14 protein-coding genes and 2 pseudogenes are annotated in these 22,547 nt (G+C 70.2%); 14 read left to right on the top strand and 2 right to left on the bottom strand.

Annotated elements, in window-relative coordinates:
* Nucleotides 1-234 precede the first annotated feature (234 nt).
* Both ABZ919_RS00745 and ABZ919_RS00740 read left to right on the top strand, forming a co-directional pair.
* Nucleotides 235-2,736, top strand: coding sequence for an ATP-binding protein (locus ABZ919_RS00745; RefSeq protein ID WP_361240696.1), 2,502 nt, complete (start codon nucleotides 235-237; stop codon nucleotides 2,734-2,736).
* 239 nt (nucleotides 2,737-2,975) lie between these two features.
* A complete protein-coding gene (locus ABZ919_RS00740; protein WP_361240693.1) occupies nucleotides 2,976-3,200 on the top strand; it encodes a DUF4118 domain-containing protein in 225 nt (74 codons plus the stop codon).
* 44 nt (nucleotides 3,201-3,244) lie between these two features.
* Here the strand turns inward: ABZ919_RS00740 and ABZ919_RS00735 are convergent, their stop codons facing one another.
* Nucleotides 3,245-3,766 carry a hypothetical protein gene (locus tag ABZ919_RS00735; protein ID WP_361240690.1) on the bottom strand — a complete coding sequence of 174 codons (522 nt, stop codon included), beginning with the start codon at nucleotides 3,764-3,766 and terminating at the stop codon, nucleotides 3,245-3,247.
* Nucleotides 3,767-3,975: 209 nt separating this feature from the next.
* Here ABZ919_RS00735 and ABZ919_RS00730 point away from each other — a divergent pair, with 209 nt between their 5' ends.
* The 8 genes from ABZ919_RS00730 to ABZ919_RS00695 all read left to right on the top strand — a co-directional run bounded on the left by ABZ919_RS00730 (nucleotide 3,976) and on the right by ABZ919_RS00695 (nucleotide 14,048).
* The gene (locus ABZ919_RS00730; RefSeq protein ID WP_361240687.1) at nucleotides 3,976-5,814 is read left to right on the top strand and encodes an APC family permease; all 1,839 of its coding nucleotides are present in this window, start codon (nucleotides 3,976-3,978) and stop codon (nucleotides 5,812-5,814) included.
* Between the two features lie 103 nt (nucleotides 5,815-5,917).
* On the top strand, nucleotides 5,918-6,076 hold the full coding sequence (locus tag ABZ919_RS00725; RefSeq protein ID WP_361240684.1) for a hypothetical protein: 159 nt from the start codon (nucleotides 5,918-5,920) through the stop codon (nucleotides 6,074-6,076).
* Nucleotides 6,073-6,162: a K(+)-transporting ATPase subunit F gene (gene kdpF, locus ABZ919_RS00720; RefSeq protein WP_067057375.1), complete on the top strand. Its 90-nt coding sequence runs from the start codon at nucleotides 6,073-6,075 to the stop codon at nucleotides 6,160-6,162. Before ABZ919_RS00725 ends, kdpF begins: the two co-directional genes overlap by 4 nt.
* A gap of 8 nt (nucleotides 6,163-6,170) precedes the next feature.
* A complete protein-coding gene (kdpA, locus tag ABZ919_RS00715; RefSeq protein ID WP_361240682.1) occupies nucleotides 6,171-7,835 on the top strand; it encodes a potassium-transporting ATPase subunit KdpA in 1,665 nt (554 codons plus the stop codon).
* Entirely contained in the window at nucleotides 7,832-9,964 is a 2,133-nt protein-coding gene (kdpB, locus tag ABZ919_RS00710) for a potassium-transporting ATPase subunit KdpB (RefSeq protein WP_361240679.1), read from the top strand. The genes kdpA and kdpB overlap by 4 nt, the downstream gene beginning before the upstream one ends.
* Nucleotides 9,965-9,969: 5 nt before the next feature.
* Nucleotides 9,970-10,677 (top strand): potassium-transporting ATPase subunit C, encoded by a 708-nt coding sequence (locus ABZ919_RS00705; protein ID WP_361240676.1) that lies wholly within the window; start codon nucleotides 9,970-9,972, stop codon nucleotides 10,675-10,677.
* 139 nt (nucleotides 10,678-10,816) lie between these two features.
* Nucleotides 10,817-11,500 (top strand): response regulator, encoded by a 684-nt coding sequence (locus ABZ919_RS00700; protein ID WP_361240673.1) that lies wholly within the window; start codon nucleotides 10,817-10,819, stop codon nucleotides 11,498-11,500.
* A gap of 1 nt (nucleotide 11,501) precedes the next feature.
* Nucleotides 11,502-14,048 carry a sensor histidine kinase KdpD gene (locus ABZ919_RS00695; RefSeq protein WP_361240670.1) on the top strand — a complete coding sequence of 849 codons (2,547 nt, stop codon included), beginning with the start codon at nucleotides 11,502-11,504 and terminating at the stop codon, nucleotides 14,046-14,048.
* 47 nt (nucleotides 14,049-14,095) lie between these two features.
* Here the strand turns inward: ABZ919_RS00695 and ABZ919_RS00690 are convergent, their stop codons facing one another.
* Nucleotides 14,096-14,272, bottom strand: a complete 177-nt coding sequence (locus ABZ919_RS00690) for a hypothetical protein (protein ID WP_361240667.1) — start codon at nucleotides 14,270-14,272, stop codon at nucleotides 14,096-14,098.
* A 711-nt stretch (nucleotides 14,273-14,983) separates the two neighbouring features.
* Here ABZ919_RS00690 and putP point away from each other — a divergent pair.
* From putP to ABZ919_RS00670, 4 genes and pseudogenes are all read left to right on the top strand, one after another.
* Nucleotides 14,984-18,568: a sodium/proline symporter PutP gene (gene putP / locus ABZ919_RS00685; protein WP_361240664.1), complete on the top strand. Its 3,585-nt coding sequence runs from the start codon at nucleotides 14,984-14,986 to the stop codon at nucleotides 18,566-18,568.
* Between the two features lie 232 nt (nucleotides 18,569-18,800).
* Nucleotides 18,801-19,349, top strand: a complete 549-nt coding sequence (locus tag ABZ919_RS00680; protein ID WP_361240662.1) for an N-acetyltransferase — start codon at nucleotides 18,801-18,803, stop codon at nucleotides 19,347-19,349.
* A 46-nt stretch (nucleotides 19,350-19,395) separates the two neighbouring features.
* Nucleotides 19,396-20,254, top strand: a pseudogene (locus ABZ919_RS00675) (IS630 family transposase); the annotation flags it as partial.
* 208 nt (nucleotides 20,255-20,462) lie between these two features.
* Nucleotides 20,463-22,500: pseudogene (locus ABZ919_RS00670) on the top strand (ATP-dependent DNA helicase).
* The last annotated feature ends 47 nt before the right edge of the window (nucleotides 22,501-22,547 follow it).

Below are 22,547 nucleotides of genomic sequence, written 5' to 3'. Positions count from 1 at the left end.
AAATGTCGAAGGGACTGCGGAAGCCGCTCCGGCTCCCGGCCGACCAGACTTCCCGGCACACCTGCGGTCACCCTATCGGTCCAGGCCCCCATCAAGACAGTGTCAATGTCTCCGGGAGCGCCGCCAAGGAATCGCTAACGACCACACCGATCGCCTCACGAAGCGGCTTCCTTGAGAGCAGAAACCCTTCTCCATCGAGGGAGTCCGATCAGTGAGCGGAGCGCGTCGGCGGCGATGAGTGACGTACGGCCTGGACGGCTGAAGGTCTACCTGGGTGCGGCCCCGGGAGTGGGCAAGACCTACCGGATGCTCGACGAGGGGCGGCGCCGTGCCGCGCGCGGGGCGGATGTGGTGATCGGGTTCGCGGAGTGCCACGGACGCCCGCGCACGGAGGCGATGCTCGACGGCCTGGAGACCGTTGCGCGCGCAGCCTGCCTCTACCGGGGCGGACGCTTCGAGGAGATGGACCTGGGCGCGGTCCTCGCCCGTCGGCCGCACGTGGCGATCGTGGACGAGTTCGCCCACACCAACGTCCCCGGCGACGGCCGCAACCCCAAGCGCTGGCAGGACATCGAGACCCTGCTGGACGCCGGTATCGACGTGATCACCGCGCTGAACATCCAGCACCTGGAGTCCCTCAACGACGTGGTCGAGAAGATCACCGGCGTGCCGCAGCACGAGACGGTGCCGGACGAGGTGGTACGGCGGGCCTGGCAGATCGAGCTGGTGGACATGCCGCCCGAGGGGCTGCGCCGGCGCATGGCGCACGGGAACGTCTACGCCCCGGAGAAGATCGACGCCGCGCTGGCCAACTACTTCCGGCCCGGCAACCTGACAGCCCTGCGGCAGCTGGCGCTGCTGTGGACGGCCGACCGGGTGGACGAGGCGCTGCAGGAGTACCGCTCGCAGCACGGGATCGGGCGGGTGTGGGAGACCCGGGAGCGGGTGGTGGTCGCGCTGACCGGCGGCCCGGAGGGCGACACGCTGGTACGGCGGGCCGCCCGCATCGCCGACCGGTCCGCCGGTGGCGATCTGCTGGCCGTGCACGTGGCCCGCAGCGACGGGCTCGCCGCGGGGGTCTCGCACGCCTCACTGGCCCGGCAGCGGCGGCTCGTGGAGGATCTCGGCGGCAGCTACCACTCGGTCGTCGGCGACGACGTCGCGACCGCCCTGGTGGAGTTCGCCCGCGCCGAGAACGCCACCCAGCTCGTACTGGGTACGAGCCGCCGCGGCCGACTGGCACGGTTCCTGACCGGGCCGGGCACGGGGGAGACGGTGACCGAGTTGTCCGGGGACATCGACGTCCACCGGGTCACGCACGAGCGGGCCGGACTCGGCACGCTCCTGCCGTCCAGGCGGCGCACGCTCTCGACGGCCCGGCTGATCGCCGGGCCGGTGGCCGGACTGGTGCTGCCCGTCCTGCTCACCGCCGTCCTCGCCCAGCTGCGCGGCACGCTGAACCTGACCAGCGAGGCCCTGCTGTTCCTGCTGGCCGTCGTGGGTGTGGCCTGCATAGGCGGGGTGGTCTCGGCGGTGATCGCGTCGGTGACGGCGTCACTGTTGTTGAACTACTGGTTCATCCCGCCCATCGGAGCCTTCACGCTGGACGACCCGAACGCGCTGGTGGCCTTGGGGGTGTTCGTCGTCGTGGCGGCCGTCGTGGCCGCGGTCGTGGACCGGTCGCTGCGGCTGTCGCGCCGCTCGGCCCGGACGACGGCCGAGGCGGAGACCATGTCGTCCCTGGCCGGCAGCATCGTGCGCGGGGAAGCGACCATTCCGGCGCTGCTCGAGCGGACCCGGGAGACCTTCGGGATGGAGTCGGCGGACCTGGTGGACGAACCGCCGGACGCGCCCGATGTGACCGCCGTCCCCGCCGGGCCCGGCGCCTACCTCGCGCTGAGCGGCCGCACGTTGTCCTCGTCCGAACGGCGCGTCCTGGCCGCGTTCGCCGCGCACGTGGGCTCCGCGGTGGAGCGGGCCCGGCTGGCCGAGGCGGTGGCCGAGGTGGAGCCGGTGAAGGCCGCCGACCGGCTGCGCACCGCGCTGCTGCGGGCCGTCGGCCACGACCTGCGCACCCCGCTCGCCGCCGGCTGGGCGGCCGTCGCCTCCCTGCGCAGCAGGGACGTGGCCTTCTCCGAGGAGGACCGCGACGAGCTCCTCGCCACCGCCGACGAGTCCATGGCGAAGCTCAACCGCCTGGTGGAGAACCTCCTCGACCTCAGCCGCCTGGAGGCGGGCGCCCTCCCCCTGAACCTGCGGGCCACCACCCTGGATGAGGTGCTGCCCATGGCCCTGGCCGACGTGCCGGACGTCGAAGTGGCGGACGTCGAGGCGATCCCGGCGGTGCTGGCCGACCCGCCGCTGCTGGAGCGGGTGATCGCCAACCTCGCCGGAAACGCCGCTCGGCACTCGCCTCCCGGCCGGAACGTGCTGGTCACCGCCAGCGCCCTGGCCGGGCGGGTGGAGCTGCGGGTGGTGGACCGGGGGCCCGGGCTGCCCGCCGAAGGCAGGGACCGGCTCTTCGAGCCCTTCCAGCGGCTCGGCGACACCGACAACACCACGGGACTCGGCCTCGGTCTCGCCCTCGCACGGGGGCTGACCGAGGCAATGGACGGAACCCTCAGCCCCGAGGACACCCCCGGCGGCGGCCTCACGATGGTGGTGTCGCTGCCGTGCGCGGCACACACGACAGCTGGTGCCGCCGCACCGACCGAACAGAGCGCAGGAGGTGCGTGATGAGCGCAGTGCCACCTGGGAGCTGCACCGTAGGGGAGAAGCCCGCACCGCACGACCCTGGCCGCTGCGGGACAGGTTGGCGCTGGTGGCGGCCCTGGCCGTCCCGTTCCTGGTGGCTCTCGCGCTCGTACCGTTCCGAACGTGCCGCACACGAACGCCGCGCTCGTCCTCGCCGTGGTGGTCGTCGCCGTGGCCGCGCTGGGCAGCCGCAGGTTCGCTCGGCGGACCCGACGGCGGGCGTGGTCGCGGCCCTGTCGGCGGCGGCCTGGTACGACTTCTTCCTGGCCCGGCCGTACGAGACCTTCGACATCACCGCCTCGGCGCACATCGAGACGGCGGTGCCGCTCCCGGCCGTCGGTGTGCGCGTCTCCCAACTCGCTGCCCGGGCACGGCGCCTGAGGGTCATCACGGTGACGGACGCGGCTCACCTGGCACGCGTCCACCGCACGGCCGAACTCTCATGACGGGCGTACGGCCGCATCCGGCAAAGCGCAGGCACTGAGTCGCCCTAGTCCAGACCGGATGCCGTGAACACGGCCCGTGCCGTCTCGCGGTCCATGCGTGCCGAGAGGCGACGCAGCGCGGTCTGGCCGCACAGCAGCAGTCCGTCGTCCGCCGCCTTCTGTGCGCCCTCGTTCAGGCAGGACCACAACCGCGGGTTGCGTACCAGGACCTCGGGGTCGATCCCGACGCGACCGCCCAACGCGTCCCGCAGCAGGAGCCGTTGGGAGATGCCGTCCAGGCAGCGGACCGACACCAGCAGGTCCGTCCGCACCCGCTGTTCGTGCACCACCCGGCGGCAGGCCAGCCAGTTCCCTCCGGCGGACACGCGGGCGGGAAACAGCACGAGGAAGAGCAGCCCGGCGAGCGCGAACCACAGCGCGGTGCGCCACAGGGTGAGCCGGCCGGTGGCACAGTCGACCAGGAGGAGCAGGGCGAGCGGCACGCCGGCGCAGCGCACGGCGCTCCGCAATTCCCGCGCCCACTCCAGGTTGTTCGCCGCCTCACCTGATCCATCAGGGCGTCCCATGGATGAAGACGGTAGTGACCTGGAGAATCGGGACGGGCCACCTTGATACGACTCTGACGGAGACGGCCGTCAAGATCGCGTCAAGGTCTGCCGATCGGGCGCGAAGATGCCGCAAGGAAGGACCGGATGCGGCGGCGGACGGCCAGAACCTGGGTGCACCGCGTGCACTTCGACTTGGTGCGCGGCCGAGGGAAGAAGGAGCAGCGCCCATGTCCGTCCTGACCACCGAGCCGGATGCCGTCCCCGCCGGCGAGGAGCCGCCCGATACCGAGGAACGGCACCGGCTGACCGCGGTCACGGGGCTCGCGGCGCTGTCGTTGGATGCGATGGCGTCGGTGGCGTACGGGCCCGAGGCCATCGTCCTGGTGCTCGCCGCCGCGGGCGCGCACGGCCTGGGTTTCACGCTGCCGGTGACCTTGGCCATCGCGGCCCTGCTGGCGGTGCTGGTGGCCTCCTACCGGCAGGTGATCGCGGCCTTCCCGGACGGCGGCGGCTCCTACGCGGTGGCGAAGAGGCATCTGGGAGCGCGCACGAGCCTGGTGGCCGCCGCCTCGCTGGTGCTGGACTACGTGCTCAACGTCGCGGTCGCCGTCACGGCGGGCGTGGCGGCCCTGACCTCCGCCTTCCCCGCCCTCTACGGCGACCGGCTGTGGCTGTGCCTGGCGGTTGTCGCGCTGATCACCGGCGTCAATCTGCGCGGGATCGTGGAGTCGGCGAAGGCGTTCATCGTGCCGACGGCCGTCTTCGTCGGCTCGATCTTCACACTGATCGTCGTAGGCCTGTTCAGGTCCCACCCGGCGAGTACGGTGACGGCGGCCGGGCATGCCTCGGTCGTCGCCGACAACGCCTCGACCGTAGGGGCGCTGCTTCTGCTGAAGGCATTCGCTTCGGGGTGTGCCGCGCTGACCGGCGTGGAGGCCATCGCCAACGCCGTTCCCTCCTTCCGGGTGCCGCGCGTAAGGCGGGCCCAGCGGGCGGAGGCCGCCCTCGGCGCCGTGCTCGCACTGATGCTGATCGGCCTGTCGGTGCTGATCGGCCGCTTCCACCTCCAGCCGGTCGCGGGCGTCACGGTCCTCGCCCAGCTCGCGGACGCGTCGCTCGGCCACAACTGGGCCTTCTACGTCATCCAGTTCGCGACGATGATCCTTCTGGCGCTGTCGGCGAACACCTCCTTCGGCGGGCTGCCGGTGCTGCTGAAGCTGCTCGCCCGGGACAACTACGCGCCGCACGTCTTCGCCCTGAGAGCCGACCGTCAGGTGCACCGGCACGGCGTTCTCGCGCTCGCCGTGGTCTCGGCCGGGCTGCTGGTGTTCTCCGGGGGAGACACCGACACGCTGGTGCCGATGTTCGCCGTCGGGGTGTTCGTCGGCTTCACGATCGCCCAGGTGGGGATGGTCCGGCACTGGCGGCTGGAGCGGAGCCCCGGCTGGCGCGGGAAGGCGCTGCTGAACGGCTTCGGCGCGGTTCTCACCGGCGTCGCGACCGTCGTGGTCACGGCAAGCAAGTTCACCGAGGGCGCCTGGCTGATCGTGATCGCCCTGCCGCTGTCGGTTGTCGTTTTCGGGGCCGTGCGCCGCGCTTATGGACGGATCGGTGAGCGGCTGGGTCTGGGGCGTATCCCGGCGGCCCCGCACCGCGACCGCTCGCTGGTGGTCGTCCCCGTCTCGTCCCTGTCCCGGCTGACCTCCGAGGCGCTGACGGCGGCCGCCTCCCTGGGCGACGAGGTCCGGGCGGTGACCGTGTGCTACCCGGACCCCGAGGACCGGGCCCAGCTGCACGCCCTGGAGCGGTCCTGGGCGGAATGGGACCCGGGGGTGGAGCTGGTGCGTCTGTCCTGCGAGCGGCGCAGCCTCGGGCGTCCCATCGCCGCCTACGTGCGTGAGGTGGCCGCCGCCGAGCCGGCCACGCGGGTCACCGTGCTGATCCCGGAGGCGGAGCCGGAGCGGCTGTGGCAGCGGCTGCTGCAGAACCAGCGGGGCGCGGTCGTCGCACACGCCGTACGGCGGGAGACGGACGCGGTGATCTGCCGGCTGCGGTTCCGGCTGTGAGCTGGGTCACCGAGGGTCACGACGGCCTCCTCACCGGTACGGCCCAGGGGTCGTAAGAGTCCCGTCAAAGCCGTGAGCACGGTCGTATGGGAGCCGTCAACGGGTGACCGGATCCGGCCAGAGAGGCGCTTTCCTCGTAAGCGTCCATTTCAACCGAACCTCACTCCAGGAGTTTGCGATGGCCGATCTGGCCTTCGTCGTCACCGTGCTCGCGGGTTTCGCGCTGGTGGCTCTCGTCGCCAAGGGGGTGACGAAGCTGTGACCGTCGAGAACATCGTCGGCCTGGTCGTGGCCGTCGCCCTGCTCGGCTATCTCGTCCTCGCCTTGATCTTCCCGGAGAGGTTCTGAGACACGACATGGGTCCCGTACTCGCAGGCGTGCTCCAGTTGCTCGCCCTGATAGGCGCCCTGGCGCTCGCCTACGTCCCCCTCGGCAACTACATGGCCAAGGTCTACTCCTCGCGCAAGCACCTGCGGGTGGAGAAGTGGATCTACAAGGCCATCGGTGCCAACCCTGACACCGAGATGACCTGGCCCGCGTACCTGCGCGGTGTGCTGGCCTTCTCGGCGGTCAGCGTCCTGTTCCTCTACCTGTTGCAGCGGCTGCAGGGCGTCCTGCCCGGCTCGATGCACTTCTCCTCGGTCAACCCGGCGCAGTCGTTCAACACGGCTGTCTCGTTCGTGACGAACACCAACTGGCAGTCGTACTACGGCGAGCAGACCATGGGTCACGTCGTGCAGACCGTCGGTCTGACCGTGCAGAACTTCGTCTCCGCCGCGGTGGGCATCGCGGTCGCGGTGGCGCTCGTGCGCGGCTTCGCCCGCTCGCGCACCGGTGAACTGGGCAACTTCTGGGCCGACCTGGTGCGCGGCACGCTGCGCATCCTGGTGCCGGGCGCGGCAATCGCCGCGATCGTCCTGGTGGCCTGCGGTGCGATCCAGAACTTCTCCGGCATCCACGAGGTCGGCCAGTTCATGGGCGGCTCGCAAGAGTGGAACGGCGGCGCGGTCGCCTCGCAGGAGGCCATCAAGGAGTTCGGCACCAACGGCGGCGGCTACTTCAACGCCAACTCCGCCCACCCCTTCGAGAACCCCACCCCGATCACCAACCTCTTCGAGATCTTCCTGCTCCTGGTGATCCCGTTCGCGCTGACCCGCACGTTCGGTGTGATGGTCGGCAGCGTGAAGCAGGGTTACGCGATCCTCGCGACGATGTTCACCATCTGGCTGGGCTTCACCGCGCTGATGATGTGGACCGAGTTCGCCCACCACGGCCCGGCGCTGCAGGCCGCCGGTGGGGCGATGGAGGGCAAGGAAGTCCGTTTCGGCGTCGGCGGCTCGTCGATCTTCGCGGTGGCGACCACGCTGACCTCGACCGGTGCGGTGGACTCCTTCCACTCCTCCTTCACGGGCCTGGGCGGCGGCATCACGATGCTGAGCATGATGCTGGGCGAGATCGCGCCCGGCGGTACCGGTTCCGGCCTGTACGGCATCCTGATCATGGCGGTCATCGCGGTGTTCATCGCCGGCCTGATGGTGGGCCGTACGCCGGAGTACCTGGGCAAGAAGATCGGTGGCCGCGAGATGAAGCTCGCCGCGGCCTACATCCTGATCACCCCCGCCCTGGTGCTGGTGTTCACGGCGGCCTCGATGGCACTGCCGACCCCGCCGCACTCGATGCTCAACTCCGGCGCGCACGGCTTCTCCGAGGTCCTCTACGCCTTCACGTCGGCGGCGAACAACAACGGCTCGGCCTTCGCCGGCCTGAACGCGAACACCGACTGGTACAACACCATGACCGGGCTGGCGATGCTGCTGGGCCGCTTCCTGCCGATGATCTTCGTGCTGGCGCTGGCCGGCTCGCTCGCCGAGCAGAAGCCGGTCCCGGTCACCGCGGGCACCCTGCGCACCGAGAAGCCGCTGTTCACCGGCCTGCTGGTGGGCGCGATCCTGATCATCACCGGTCTGACGTACTTCCCGGCGCTCGCGCTGGGTCCGCTGGCCGAGGGGCTGGCGTCATGACCACCCGAACGGAAAACCACGAGGACGCGATGTCCACTCCCACCCTTGCGCCCCACCAGGACGCGCCGACCGGGCACAAGCCCGCCGAGGGCCGTGTAGGAGCGGGCCTCTTCGATGCCAAGGCACTGGTCAAGTCGCTGCCGGACGCGTTCCGCAAGCTCGACCCGCGGGTGATGGTCAAGTCCCCCGTGATGTTCGTGGTGTGGATCGGCTCGGTGCTGACCACCGTCTTCTCCTTCCAGCACCCGGGCGACTGGTTCGGCTGGACGATCAGCGCCTGGCTGTGGCTGACGGTGATCTTCGCCAACCTCGCGGAGGCGGTCGCCGAGGGCCGGGGCAAGGCCCAGGCCGACACCCTGCGCAAGGCCAAGACCGACACCGTCGCCCGCCGGCTCCTCGCGGACGGCACCTTGGAGGAGCAGGTGCCGGGCACCGCACTGACCATCGGTGACCTGGTGGTCTGCGAGGCCGGCGACATCATCCCCGGTGACGGGGACGTCGTCGAGGGCGTCGCGTCGGTGGACGAGTCGGCGATCACCGGCGAGTCCGCCCCGGTCATCCGCGAGTCCGGCGGCGACCGCTCCGCGGTGACGGGCGGTACGAAGGTGCTGTCCGACCGGATCGTCATCAAGATCACGACGAAGCCCGGCGAGACCTTCATCGACCGGATGATCAGTCTGGTCGAGGGTGCCGCCCGGCAGAAGACGCCCAACGAGATCGCGCTGAACATCCTGCTCGCCTCCCTGACCATCGTCTTCCTGCTCGCGTGTGCCACCCTGCCGCCGTTCGCCACCTTCGCGGGCACGCACCTGACCATGGTCGTGCTGGTGGCGTTGCTGGTCTGTCTGATCCCGACCACCATCGGTGCCCTGCTGTCCGCGATCGGTATCGCGGGCATGGACCGCCTCGTGCAGCGCAACGTGCTCGCCATGTCCGGGCGTGCGGTCGAGGCCGCCGGTGACGTCTCCACCCTGCTGCTGGACAAGACCGGCACCATCACCCTCGGCAACCGCCAGGCGGCGGAGTTCCTGCCGGTGAGCGGTACGACGGAGGCGGAGGTCGCGGACGCGGCCCAGCTGTCCTCCCTCGCGGACGAGACCCCCGAGGGCCGCTCGATCGTCGTCCTCGCCAAGGAGAAGTACGGGCTGCGCGAGCGGCACCAGGGCGAGCTGGTGGGCGCGGAGTGGATCGAGTTCACCGCCCAGACCCGCATGTCGGGTGTGGACGTCGACGGCCGCAGGATCCGCAAGGGCGCGACCGCCTCGGTCATCGCCTGGGTCGAGGCGCAGGGCGGCGCGGTCGCCAAGGACGCGGACACCGTCGCGAGCCGGATCTCCGAGGCCGGTGGCACCCCGCTGCTCGTCGCCGTCCACGACGACAGGGGCGCCCGCGTGCTGGGCGTGATCCATCTGAAGGACGTCGTCAAGGAGGGCATGCGGGAGCGGTTCGAGGAGCTGCGCCGCATGGGCATCAAGACGGTCATGATCACGGGTGACAACCCGCTGACCGCGAAGGCGATCGCCGAGGAGGCGGGCGTCGACGACTTCCTCGCGGAGGCCACTCCCGAGGACAAGATGGCCCTCATCAAGCGGGAGCAGGCCGGCGGCAAGCTGGTCGCGATGACCGGTGACGGCACCAACGACGCCCCCGCGCTCGCGCAGGCGGACGTCGGCGTGGCGATGAACACCGGTACGTCGGCCGCCAAGGAGGCCGGCAACATGGTCGACCTCGACTCCAACCCGACCAAGCTGATCGAGATCGTCGAGATCGGCAAGCAGCTGCTGATCACGCGTGGCGCGCTGACCACGTTCTCCATCGCCAACGACGTCGCGAAGTACTTCGCGATCATCCCGGCGCTGTTCGCGGCGGTCTACCCGGGCCTGGACAAGCTGAACATCATGCGTCTGGCCTCGCCCGACTCCGCGATCCTGTCGGCGGTGATCTTCAACGCGCTGATCATCATCGCGTTGGTGCCGCTGTCCCTGAAGGGCGTGCGCTACCGGCCGATGAGCGCGGACAAGATGCTCCGCAGGAACCTCGGGATCTACGGCATCGGCGGCCTGATCGCCCCCTTCATCGGCATCAAGATCATCGACATGCTCATCTCCCTCATCCCCGGAATCGGCTGATCGCCATGAACAACTCCGTGACCAACACCGTCCGGTTGCTCGGGGCGGGCCTGCGGGCCCTGCTCGTACTGACCCTGGTGACGGGCGTCATCTACCCGCTGGTCGTCACCGGCATCGCCCAGGGACTGTTCAGCAACAAGGCGAACGGCTCCGAGATCAAGGCGGACGGCAAGGTCGTCGGCTCGTCCCTGATCGGGCAGTCGTACAACCTGCCGCTGAAGAAGGGCCAGACCAGCCCGGACCCGGACCTGAAGTGGTTCCAGGGCCGCCCGGCCAACGGCCTCGGCACCAACAGCGTCAATACCCGCTACACCCTGATCCTGTCCGGCGCCACCAACCTCTCCGCGGACAGCGGCGCGGTCAACGGCAAGTGCCCGGACAGGCCCGCGGACAAGACGCTCTGCGCCCAGGTCCTCGCCGCCAAGGACGCCGTGGTCAAGGACGACTCCGTCCCCGGCTACACCGTCAAGCCGTCCGACGTCCCCGCCGACGCGGTGACCTCCTCCGGTTCCGGCCTGGACCCGGCCATCTCCCCGCAGTACGCCGAACTCCAGGTCCACCGGGTCGCCGCGAAGAACGGCTTGTCCGTCGCCCAGGTCGAAAAGCTGGTCGAGGACCACACCACCGGCCGCACCCTCGGCTTCATCGGCGAGCCGCAGGTGAACGTCCTGGAACTCAACATCGCGCTCAAGGACCTCGCAGCGAAGCAGTGATGGCCTTGCGCGACCCGCACAGGAGCCGGCGGTCCGGGTGGCATCCCGGACCGCCGGCTCCCGCAGCCGTGAAGCCGGCCGCCGCGCTTGCGACGACCACCGGCCACGGCCCGACACATGACAGGAGAGGCACACCCCCATGACCCGGGTGCTCGTGGTGGAGGACGACCCGCAGCTCGTACGGGCCCTCGTCATCAACTTGCAGGCACGTCACTACGGCGTGGACGCCGCCCCCGACGGCGCCACCGCGCTGCGCCTGGCGGCTTCTCGCCAGCCCGACGTCGTGCTGCTCGACCTCGGTCTGCCCGACATGGACGGCGTCGAGGTCATCAAGGGCCTGAGGGGCTGGAGCCGCGTGCCGATCCTGGTCCTGTCCGCCCGGCAGGCCTCCGACGAGAAGGTCGCCGCGCTCGACGCCGGCGCGGACGACTACGTCACCAAGCCGTTCAGCATGGACGAGCTCCTGGCCCGGCTGCGGGCCGCCGTGCGCCGCACCGAGGACACCCCGCTCCTCCCGGAACTGACCCTGGTCGAGACGGAGCACTTCAGCATCGACCTGCTCGCCAAGAAGGTCGCCCGTGGCGGCAAGGACGTAAGGCTGACTCCGACCGAGTGGCACCTGCTGGAGGTCCTGGTGACCAACCCCGGCCGGCTGATCACACAGCGGCAACTGCTCCAGGAGGTGTGGGGGGTCACGCAGAGCAACAAGACCAACTACCTGCGGGTCTACATGGCCCAACTCCGCCGCAAACTGGAAACCGACCCGTCCCACCCCCGCTATCTGATCACCGAGCCCGGCATGGGCTACCGCTTCGAGGAATGACATGGCACGCGGCAAGCTACGGATCTACCTCGGTGCGGCACCCGGCGTCGGCAAGACCTACGCGATGCTGTCCGAGGCGCACCGCCGGATCGAGCGGGGCACCGACTGCGTGGTCGCCTTCGTCGAGCACCATCACCGGCCCCGTACCGAGGTGATGCTGCACGGGCTGGAACAGGTGCCGCGCAAGGAACTCGCATACCGGGGCGGCGTCTTCACCGAGATGGACGTGGACGCCGTCCTCGCGCGCCGCCCCCAGGTGGCGCTCGTGGACGAACTCCCGCACACCAACATCCCCGGCTCGCGCAACGCCAAGCGCTGGCAGGACATCGAGGAACTGCTCGCGGCCGGGATCGACGTGATCTCGACCGTCAACATCCAGCACCTGGAATCACTCGGCGACGTCGTCGAGTCGATCACCGGTGTCAGACAGCAGGAGACCGTCCCCGACGAGGTGGTACGGCGGGCCGACCAGATCGAGCTGGTCGACATGTCCCCGCAGGCGCTGCGCCGCCGGATGGCGCACGGCAACATCTACAAGCCGGACAAGGTCGACGCGGCCCTGTCCAACTACTTCCGCCCGGGCAACCTCACCGCTCTGCGCGAGCTGGCGCTGCTGTGGGTGGCCGACCGGGTCGACGAGTACCTGAACGAGTACCGCCGTGAGCACCGGGTGTCGGCGATCTGGGGCTCCCGCGAACGGATCGTCGTCGGCCTGACCGGCGGTCCCGAGGGGCGCACCCTGATACGGCGGGCGGCGCGCTTGGCGGAGAAGGGCGCCGGCGGCGAGGTGCTGGCCGTCTACATAGCCCGCAGCGACGGGCTGACCGCCGCCTCCCCGAAGGAACTGGCCGTCCAGCGCACGCTCGTGGAAGACCTGGGCGGCACCTTCCACCACGTGGTCGGCGACGACATACCGGCCTCCCTGCTGGACTTCGCGCGGGGCGTCAATGCCACCCAGATCGTGCTCGGTGTCTCCCGCCGCCGCAGCTGGCAGTACGTCTTCGGGCCCGGCGTCGGCGCCACGGTGGCCGTGGAGTCCGGGCCCGACCTCGACGTGCACCTCATCACGCACGACGAGGCGGGCAAGGGCCGCGGACTGCCCGTGGCTCGCGGCGCCCGCCTCGGACGCTCCCGGGTCATCTGGGGCTGGGCCGTGGGAGTCATCGGCCCGGCCCTCCTCACCTGGTTCCTCACCAGCGCCACCCCGGACGTCGGCCTGGCCAACGACATGCTGCTGTACCTCACCCTGACGGTGGCGGCGGCCCTGCTGGGCGGCCTCTTCCCGGCGCTGGCGTCGGCCGTGGTCGGATCCCTGCTGCTCAACTGGTACTTCACCCCACCGATCCACACCCTGACGATCGCCGACCCGAAGAACATCGTCGCCATCGCGATCTTCGTCGGGGTCGCCGTGTCCGTGGCGTCGGTGGTGGACCTGGCGGCCCGGCGCACCCATCAGGCCGCCCGGCTGCGTTCCGAGTCGGAGATCCTGTCGTTTCTCGCCGGGAACGTGCTGCGCGGCGAGACGAGCCTGGAGGCGCTCCTCGAACGGGTCCGCGAGACCTTCGGCATGGAGTCGGTGGCCCTGCGGGAGCGAGCCGGTGAGACGGCTCCCTGGACCTGTGCCGGCAGCGTGGGGCCGAGGCCGGCCGAGATCCCGGAGGACGCGGACGTCGACGTCCCCGTCGGCGACCACATGGCGCTGTCCCTGCGCGGCCGGGTGCTGCCCGCCGCCGACCGCCGCGTGCTGGCCGCCTTCGCCGCGCAGGCCGCCGTCGTCCTGGACCGCCAGCGCCTGCAGAGCCAGGCCGACCGCGCGAAGGAACTCGCCGAGGGCAACCGCATACGGACCGCGCTGCTCGCCGCCGTCAGCCACGACCTGCGCACCCCGCTCGCCGGCATCAAGGCCGCCGTCACCTCGCTCAGGTCGGACGACGTCGCGTGGTCCGAACAGGACCAGGCGGACCTGCTGGAGGCCATCGAGCAGGGCGCCGACCGCCTCGACCACCTGGTCGGCAACCTGCTGGACATGTCCCGCCTGCAGACCGGCACCGTCACGCCCATCATCCGCGAGAGCGACCTGGATGAAGTGGTGCCCATGGCGCTCGGCGGGGTGCCCGAGGACAGCGTGGGGCTGGACATCCCCGAGACCCTGCCCATGGTGTACGTCGACGGGGGGCTGCTGGAGCGGGCGGTCGCGAACGTCGTGGAGAACGCCGTGAAATACAGCCCGCCGGGGGAGCGGGTCCTGGTCTGCGCGAGCGCTCTCGCCGACCGTGTCGAGGTGCGTGTCGTGGACCGGGGCCCGGGTGTTCCGGACGAGGCCAAGGACCGCATCTTCGAACCCTTCCAGCGGTACGGCGACTCGCCCCGCGGGGTCGGCGTCGGGCTCGGCCTCGCGGTCGCGCGCAGCTTCGCCGAGGCCATCGGTGGCACCCTGCACGCCGAGGACACCCCCGGCGGGGGGCTCACCATGGTGCTCGCCGTACCGACGGCACCGGGGAGCAGGCGGCCGGAGCAGGCGGATCTGTCCGCGGCTGCCACGTCCTGAGGACACCTCAGGCGTCGAACGGCACGGTCTCGAACTCCTTGCGCAGGTCACCGGTGTCCAGCCGTAGCCGCCAGATGTTCCGGCGGTGCACGGCTGCCAGGGCAGCCTGCAGAGGGGGGCGGCGGCACCGCGGGAACGGGGCAGCGGGCGTGGGCGAGGCAGTAGCGGCCGGCCGACGGCGCGAGCGTGCGGTGCAGCCGGCCGCGCCCACCGGCGCCGATCACCAGGAGGTCAAAGCTCGGCCTCTCGACGCGGGGCCTCCTCCACTGCCCGGCTCAGGGTGGTGAGACCCAGCGAGCCGCTCACTCCCACCACGACGCGAGCGGCTGAGGACGGTCGGGAATCGGACATCTCTTGAACCGTTCTGCACACGCCGACCGAAGGCGTTCCGGCTGACGATCCTCCTTGAAATCGCTTCCGTCTCACCTCCCCAAAAGGGTTTTCGAACAGTCCGTAGGCCAGTTCTGGAGCCCTTCTGACAGTCTTACGGTGGACCCGCGGGATCGCCGCTTCCAGGTCAGCAAACGGTCAGCATCGGGCCGGACGGTGTCCGGCTTGCTGACCTGCACCCGTGGCAGGGCGCCGCTGCGCCGCCCGGCGCAGCGATTCGGCTCCGGGGGCTCTCGGCAAGCAGCGAGAAGAGGCCGGCTACGACACGCAGGACCACGCGATCGAGCGCCTCGTGCAGATCTACGCGGAGAAGCGGAGAAGAGGACAACGGCGCCATCCGTGGCGGGACACCTCCCGGTCATCGCCCCGCCCCCGACGGGCCCGCCCGACTTGGCGCCGAAAGGTGTACCAACCCGTGCCGGGACCGGCGCGGGCGGCACCGGCCGCCGAGGGCGACCGGAATCTGTACATTTGTGTAGTAGGGATCACGACTGTCAGTCGTGCGGTTGTAGGCCCGTGCTCATGAACCTCGCAGGCGAGGCAGTATGTCCGACTTGAGTGCGCCGATCGTTGCCACGTTCCTCGTGTACGTGGCCGTCATGATCGGAACAGGTGTATGGGCCTACCGCCGTACGCACACCTTCGCCGACTTCGCCCTGGGCGGCCGCAGGCTCCCCGCGTTCGTCGCCGCCCTTTCCGCAGGGGCCAGCGACATGTCCGGCTGGCTGTTCCTCGCCTTCCCCGGAGCGGTGTACGCGGCCGGTGTCGGCGCCAGCTGGATCGCGGTCGGCCTGGTGCTCGGTACGTACCTCAACTGGTTGTTCGTGGCGCCGAGGCTGCGCACCTACACGGAGCGCGCCGGGAACGCGGTGAGCCTGTCGGCCTACCTGGAGGAGCGGTTCGAGGACCGCACACGGATGCTCCGGATGGTCTCGGCGGCGGTGACCCTCGTGTTCTTCACCGTGTACGTCGCCAGTGGACTGGTGGCCGGCGGGCTGCTTTTCGGGCACATCTTCGGCGCCGGTTTCCGGCTCGGGGTGGCCCTGACCGCCCTGGTGATCGTCGTCTACTCATGCCTGGGCGGCTTCCTGGCCGTGAGCCTGACCCACGTCATGCAGGCCACGCTGATGTTCCTCGCCCTGCTCGTCCTGCCCGTGGTAGGTATCGCGACGCTCGGCGGCTTCGGTGCGCTCAGTGACTCTCTCAACAGCAAGACGCCCAGCCTGCTGGACATGGGTGCCAAGGTCGACTTCCTGAACGGACGGTGGCTGGGAGGCGGCGGGTCGCTCGGCGCCGTCTCGATCATCTCGTTGCTCTCCTGGGGCCTCGGCTATTTCGGGCAGCCGCACATCCTGGCCCGCTTCATGGGCATCCGCAGCACCAGTGCCGTACCCGCTGCCCGCCGTATCGAGACCGGGTGGGTGGTCGTGGTGCTGGCCGGTGCCACAGTGGTCGGCCTGCTGGGCATCGCGCAGTTCGGCACACCGCTCCATGACCCGCAGACGGTCTACATCGCTCTGAGCCGGACCCTGTTCAGTCCGTGGGGGGCCGGCGTGATGCTGATCGCGGTGCTCGCCGCGATCATCTCGACCGCGGACAGCCAGCTCCTCGTGTCGTCCGTCGCACTCACGGAGGACTTCTACCACGCGTTCCTCAAGCGGCGCGCCTCGGACCAGGCACTGGTGTGGGTGGGCCGCGCCGCCGTCGTCGCCGTGACCCTCGTGGCCTCCGTGATCGCGCTGAGGGGCGGCGGGCTACTGGGGATCGTGGGCTACGCCTGGGCGGGCTTCGGGGCCGCTTTCGGCCCAGTGGTCCTGCTCTCGCTGTACTGGCCGCGCATGACCTGGGCGGGGGCCATGGCCGGGATCGTGTCCGGCGCAGTCACGGTGCTCCTGTGGCGTGTGGTCAAGCCGCTGCACGGCCCCTTCTGGTCGGGCATCTACGAGATGATTCCGGGCGTCCTGGTCGCCACGCTCGCGGCACTGATCTTCGGCAGGTTCGTCGGCCGGCCTCCGAAACGGGCCTTCTGGCGGATGCCCGGCGGCGGCGTGAGCCAGCTGATGCTCACCCCCTTCCTCAGCCACGCTCCGGTCGGCATCGCCGTTCTCGACACGGATCTGCGGTACGTCTGGGTGAACGAGCCGCTGGACTGCCAGATCTCGCTGAAGCGGCGGCTGGGGCGGCGGATGGCGGAGATCCTGCCGCAAGCCGAGGCCGACGCCTTCGAGGAGAAGATGCGCGAGGTTCTTCGAACCGGCGCGCCGGTGATGGACTTCGAGTACCGCGGCGCCGGCTACACGGTGCACGACCGAAGCCGCGCGATCTCCGCCTCCTTCTTCGCGATGAAGGACCGCCACGGGCGGACCGTGGGCGTGTGGTACATGATCATCGACGTCACCGAGCGATGGCGGGCGCAGGAACGCCTGGCCCTCCTCAACGACGCCGCTGCCCGCATCGGCAGCACCCTGGACGTGACCCGGACCGCGCAGGAACTCGCCGACGACGCGGTACCGGCCGTCGCCGACTTCGTCGCCGTCGATCTGCTGGACTCGGTGATGAGGGGCGAGGAGCCGGCACCCGGGCCGGTCGGGATGTCGCCCGTCATCCGCCGAGCGGCCCAGCAGTCGGTCCGTGAGGGCTGTCCCGAGGCGTCACTGGCCGTGGGGGAGACAGTCCAGCGTGCCCCCTCGTCCCCCGTGACCCGCTGTCTGCTGGAGAGCAGGACCCTGGTCGAACGGGTCCTGAACCGTACCGACAGCCCGTGGGTGACCGTGGACGAGGCGCTCGGCGCCTCGCTCCTCCACTACGACGCCCGCTCGATGATGGTGGTCCCCGTGCGGGCGCGCGGTGTCACCCTGGGCGTGGCGACGTTCGCCCGGTCCCGGCGGCTGGGCCCCTTCGAGGACGACGACGTCCGCCTCGCCGAGGAACTCGTCTCCCGTGCGGCGGTGTGCATCGACAACGCACGCCGTTTCACCCGCGAACGCACCGCTGCCCGATCCATGCAGCGCTACCTGCTGCCGCAGGACCTGACGGGAGGGTCCGCTCTCGCCGTGGCCTCGTGGTACCTCCCGGCGGATGCCCCCAGCGGTGTGGGCGGCGACTGGTTCGACGTGATCCCGCTCTCTGGAGCACGCGTCGCCCTGGTCGTCGGAGACGTGGCCGGACACGGCATCAACGCGGCGGCGACCATGGGGCGCCTGCGCGTCGCCGTACGCACGCTCGCCAACCTCGACCTCTCCCCGGACGAACTGCTGGCCCATCTGGACGACCTGGTCATCGGCCTCATGGGGGCGCACGACATCGATACACCGCTGGCGGCCGAGGGCGAGGCGACGGGCACCGCGTTCCTGGGCGCCACCTGCCTGTACGCCATCTACGACCCGGTCAGCAGGCGGTGCACCATGGCCCGAGCAGGTCACCTCCCACCGATGATCGTCGCTCCCGACGGCGCCGCCGACATTCTGGACCTGCCCGCCGGACCACCACTCGGCCTCGGCTACCTCCCCTTCGAGTCCATCGAGACCGAGCTGGAAGACGGCAGCCTCATCGCCCTCTACACCGACGGCCTCATCGAGTCCGTCGACCGGGACATCGACGTCGGGCTCTCCCGGCTGGGCGATGCCCTCGCGACGCCGCTGCCGACCCTGGCGGAGACCGGCCGACGAGTGATCGACAGCCTGCTGACGGGTCCGCCTGCCGACGACGCGGCCCTGCTCCTCGCCCGGACCCGTGTCCTGGCCCCGGACCGCGTCGCCTCCTGGGACCTGCCCACCGACCCGGCTGCCGTCGCGCACGCCCGCGACCTCGCGGCTCAGAAGCTGACGGAGTGGGGCATCCCCGGTCTCATCTTCACCACGGAACTCATCGTCAGTGAACTGGTGACCAACGCGATCCGCCATGCGGCCGGACCGGTCTGCCTGCGCTTGATCCGGGATCGCGGCCTGATCTGCGAGGTCTCCGACGCCAGCAGCACCGCGCCACGGCTGCGTCACGCGCGGACCACCGACGAGGGAGGACGGGGCCTGCTGATCGTTGCCCAGATGGCCCGCCGGTGGGGCACTCGGTACACGAAGACCGGCAAGATCATCTGGACGGAGCAGGTCATTGCGGCTGACGCGATCGGCTAGTGCCGTGCCGGGCGTCGCGAACCGGTGAACATTTCCGTGGCAGCACCAGCCCGGCGGGCGGATCCGCCATCGCCGCACAACGTGGATCTGATGACTCCGGCAGGCGGGGCAGCGGGGCGACTGCCGGCAGGGGAGGGGGCCCAGCACGTCCCGCTCCGGCATCGGCGGCGGATTTTCCTTCCGGTTCGAAAACTGTGTGCGAGCCACCCGAAGGGGTCTCTACTCTCCGGGCATGGACCTTCGTGAAGAACATCCGAGCGACAGACAGGCCGTGCGGGATGTTCACCTGCAGGCGTTCGGCGACCATGGCCCTGTCGTGGCCGACCTGGTCGATACCCTGCGGGACACCATCACGCCCGAGAACGGTCTCTCGTTGGTCGCCGAGCGCGACAGGCAGGTCATTGGCCATGTCATGTTCACCCGCAGTCTGCTCGATGCCCCTCGGCAGCTGGTTGAAGTGCAAGTCCTCAGTCCGTTGGCCGTGATGCCTGAGCTCCATAAGCGGGGCGTCGGCTCGGCCCTGGTGCGACACGGACTTGGGATCCTCACCGAGCGAGCTGTTCCCCTCGTCTTTCTGGAGGGCGATCCGGGCTATTACTCGCGTTTCGGCTTCTCGCCCGGTGGTGGCCTGGGCTTCCGAAAGCCATCCCTGCGTATCCCGGATTGCGCCTTCCAGGCCCTCAGGCTCCCAGAGTATGAGCCATGGATGACGGGGACGCTGGTCTACGCAGAGCCGTTCTGGCGGCATGACGCAGTCGGCCTCCGTGAGGCCAACACATAGTCATGCAAGCGCTGATACCCCTGTTGTGACATGACGCGCCGCTTGCATGCCGGCCCGGACGGCGCGGTGTCGCCAGGCTGCTCGGGTATCAGAACGAGTACGCCTCCGCGAGATCGAGGACGACGAAGGCAGGCGCCCGCTGCGGATCATCCGCGGGGGCACAGGATCGGTGGTGACCTGGCGGCGAGCCCAGATGGTGCTGCTGTCCGTTCAGGGCATGCCCGTGGGGAAGATCGCCGAAGTCACGTTCACCAGCGCGGACCGCATGCGGGATGTAACCCACAACTTCAGCGCCGATGGCTTCGCGGCCCTCTACCCGAAGTACCAGGGGGCCGGCCCAGAACGTTCACCCTGCCTGAGCCGAAATCAAGAAGATCGCCAAATCCAAGCCGGCCGAGCACGGCCTGCCCTCCCTGACCTGGAGCCTGGCCACGCCGGCCGGCTTTCTGGTCGCTGAGGGGGTGGTCGACGACATCAGACACGAGGGCCTACGGATCCTGCTCCGAGAGGAGGGTGTGTCCTTTCAACGCATGGAGACCTGGAAGACCTCCCGCGACCCCGACTACGCCGCCAAGAAGGCCCGCGTCGAGCACCCCTACGCGATCGCCGACGGCGAGGTCATACCGGAGGACGGCGAACCCCAAGTCGTCTTGTGCCTGAGCGAGTTCGGCCCGCTCGACCTCCGGCCCACCTCGGGCGGCAATGGACCGAGCACAGCGGACGGCACAAGGACCCCGACCGCCAACCCCGCCCCCGCAGGCGGGCGACCCACTCCCGCCCGCACGGGGTCAGGCGCCCACCTGACCACGCAGAAGGCCACCCAAGTCGGCGACTGGGCCGAGGCCAACGACGTCGAATTCGCCTGCACCCCGACCAACAGTTCCTGGCTCAACTGCATCGAGGCCCTAACGACGCGCCGATGAAGGCCGCCCAGACCTGAACCGTCACGGCGGACCGGCCGCGGCGGCTGACTCGGACAAGTAAGTCAAGCCTTACTTTCATAGAAATTTGGCTGCATAGTGGGAGGCCGAGTCGAGAGGAGGGCTGCTGTTGCCGCAGTTCAATAGGGATGTCGCAGAGCAGGTCGAGGTGGAGCAGGCCCATGTGGCCGCTATGTACCGGCTGCTCGATGAGCGATTGGCGGAAGCACGGGCCCAGCTGGAGGATGTGCTGAGGTCGTCGGCCGACAGCGCGGGCGAGGTGTACGCGCGCGATGTCGCCGCAGAGCGTCTGGCACGTCGGATTCATGGGCTGGAGGGGGCCGAGGAGGGGTTGGCGTTCGGCCGGGTCGATGGCGCGGACGGAACCGTCCTGCACATCGGACGGCTCGGCCTGCACGTGGGTGACCGGGACCTGCCACTGCTCGTCGACTGGCGAGCGGACGCGGCGCGGCCTTTCTACGAGGCGACGACCGTCCACCCCATGGGGCTGCGGCGCCGGCGTCATCTACGGGTCGAGGGCCGTGCGGTACGTGCGGTGAGCGACGAGCTACTGGACGGGTCGTCGGCCGCAGTCGGCGACATCGTCGGCGACGGTCCGCTGACGGAAGCGCTGGAGGCGCAGCGCACGGGGCGGATGCGTGCGGCGGTGGCGACACTCCAGGTGGAGCAGGACGCGATCGTCCGGTCCCCGCATCGGGGGGTGACCGTGGTGCAGGGCGGCCCCGGTACAGGCAAGACCGTGGTTGCGCTGCATCGGGCGGCGTACGTGCTGTACGCGTTCCCTGGAGCGGCCGCGCGCGGTGTGCTGGTGCTCGGGCCGAACGCGCGGTTCCTCGACTACGTTTCCCAGGTGCTCCCCTCGCTGGGGGAGAACGATGTGCTCCTGGCGACGTGCGCGGAGCTGGCCGGGGCGGAGCCCGCAGCTGTGGAGTCGTTCGATGTCGCGCGCCTCAAGGGGAGTTCCGCGCTGGCCGAGGCGCTCGCGGACCTGGTGCACTCCCTGCAGGCACCTGCCGGCAGCTTCGTGGTCCGGGTGGGGCAGCAGTCGGTCCGGCTGGAGAGCGTGGATGTCGCGGCGGCGCGGGAGGCCGCGGTGGCGAGCGGTCTGGCGCACAACCGTGCGCGGGAGGTGTTCAAGGAGCACCTGATCGCCGCGGTCACGGATGCCCTGGAGCGCGGCGCCGTCGAGGCCCTCGAACATATCGACGCCGAGATCGCCGAGAGCACGGGCATGGATCTCGATGCCGCGGCCGAGGCCGATCTGCGGGCTCTCGGCTTCGACGACGCGCCGGCCGCGGATCCGGCTGAGGTGTTCGACGCGGACGCCGTCCGTGCGGAGCTCTCGGGCGACACCCACGTCGACCGTGCGGTGGAGTCCCTCTGGCCGCGGCTGACGCCCGAAGCGGTCGTACGGGCCCTGCTGGCAGACGCTCGCACGTTGGAGAGGCACCTGCCCTCGCTCGCCGACGACGAACGGTCCCGGCTGGTGCGTTCGCCCGATGCCCCGTGGACGGATGCCGATGTACCACTGCTGGATGAGGCGACGGCCCTGGTGGACGGGCTGCCGGAGCGGTCGTTCGGGCACGTCGTGGTCGATGAGGCCCAGGAACTGACCGCGATGCAGTGGCGGATGGTGATGCGCCGGTGTCCGGCCAGGTCGATGACGCTGGTGGGTGACTTCGCCCAGGCGGGCCCTGCGACGGCGGCGAGCGACTGGTCCCAGGCGCTGGGTCCGCATCTCGGCAACCGGTTCTTCCTGCACACGTTGACCGTGAGCTACCGCACCACGCAGGAGATCCTTGCGACCACCCACGGCCTGCTGGCGCGGATCGCCCCCGGTCAGACGCCGAGCCGGTCGATCCGCAACGGCGATCACCCCCGCCGCCTCACCGCCTGCCCGCACTCCGTCGCCACCACCGTGGCCGAGGAGCTTCGGGCGCAGGCGGCATCGCACCCGGACGACCTGCTGGCCGTTATCTGCGCGGACGCCCGGGTCGAGGAGTTGGCGTCCGGATGTAGCGCGGTGGGCCCGTCTCGTGCCGGCTTCCGAAGCCCGCGGCCTGGAGTTCGACGCGATCGTCGTCGTCGCCCCGGAGGAGATCGCCGCAGCCCGCCCCGGCGGCGAGCGCGACCTGTATGTCGCCCTCACGCGTGCAACCAAGAGACTGTGCACGCTCGCCGTACACACCGCGTCACAGCACACCTCATGACGCCTCTGACGGACGCTCGGAGCCGATACCTCGACGGGCTGATATGG

Origin of the sequence: Streptomyces sp. NPDC046759, from assembly GCF_040645475.1 — a bacterium.
Taxonomy (GTDB): domain Bacteria; phylum Actinomycetota; class Actinomycetes; order Streptomycetales; family Streptomycetaceae; genus Streptomyces.
The sequence above is the reverse complement of the archived record's forward strand: the minus strand, read 5'-3'. Positions and strand labels throughout refer to the sequence as shown.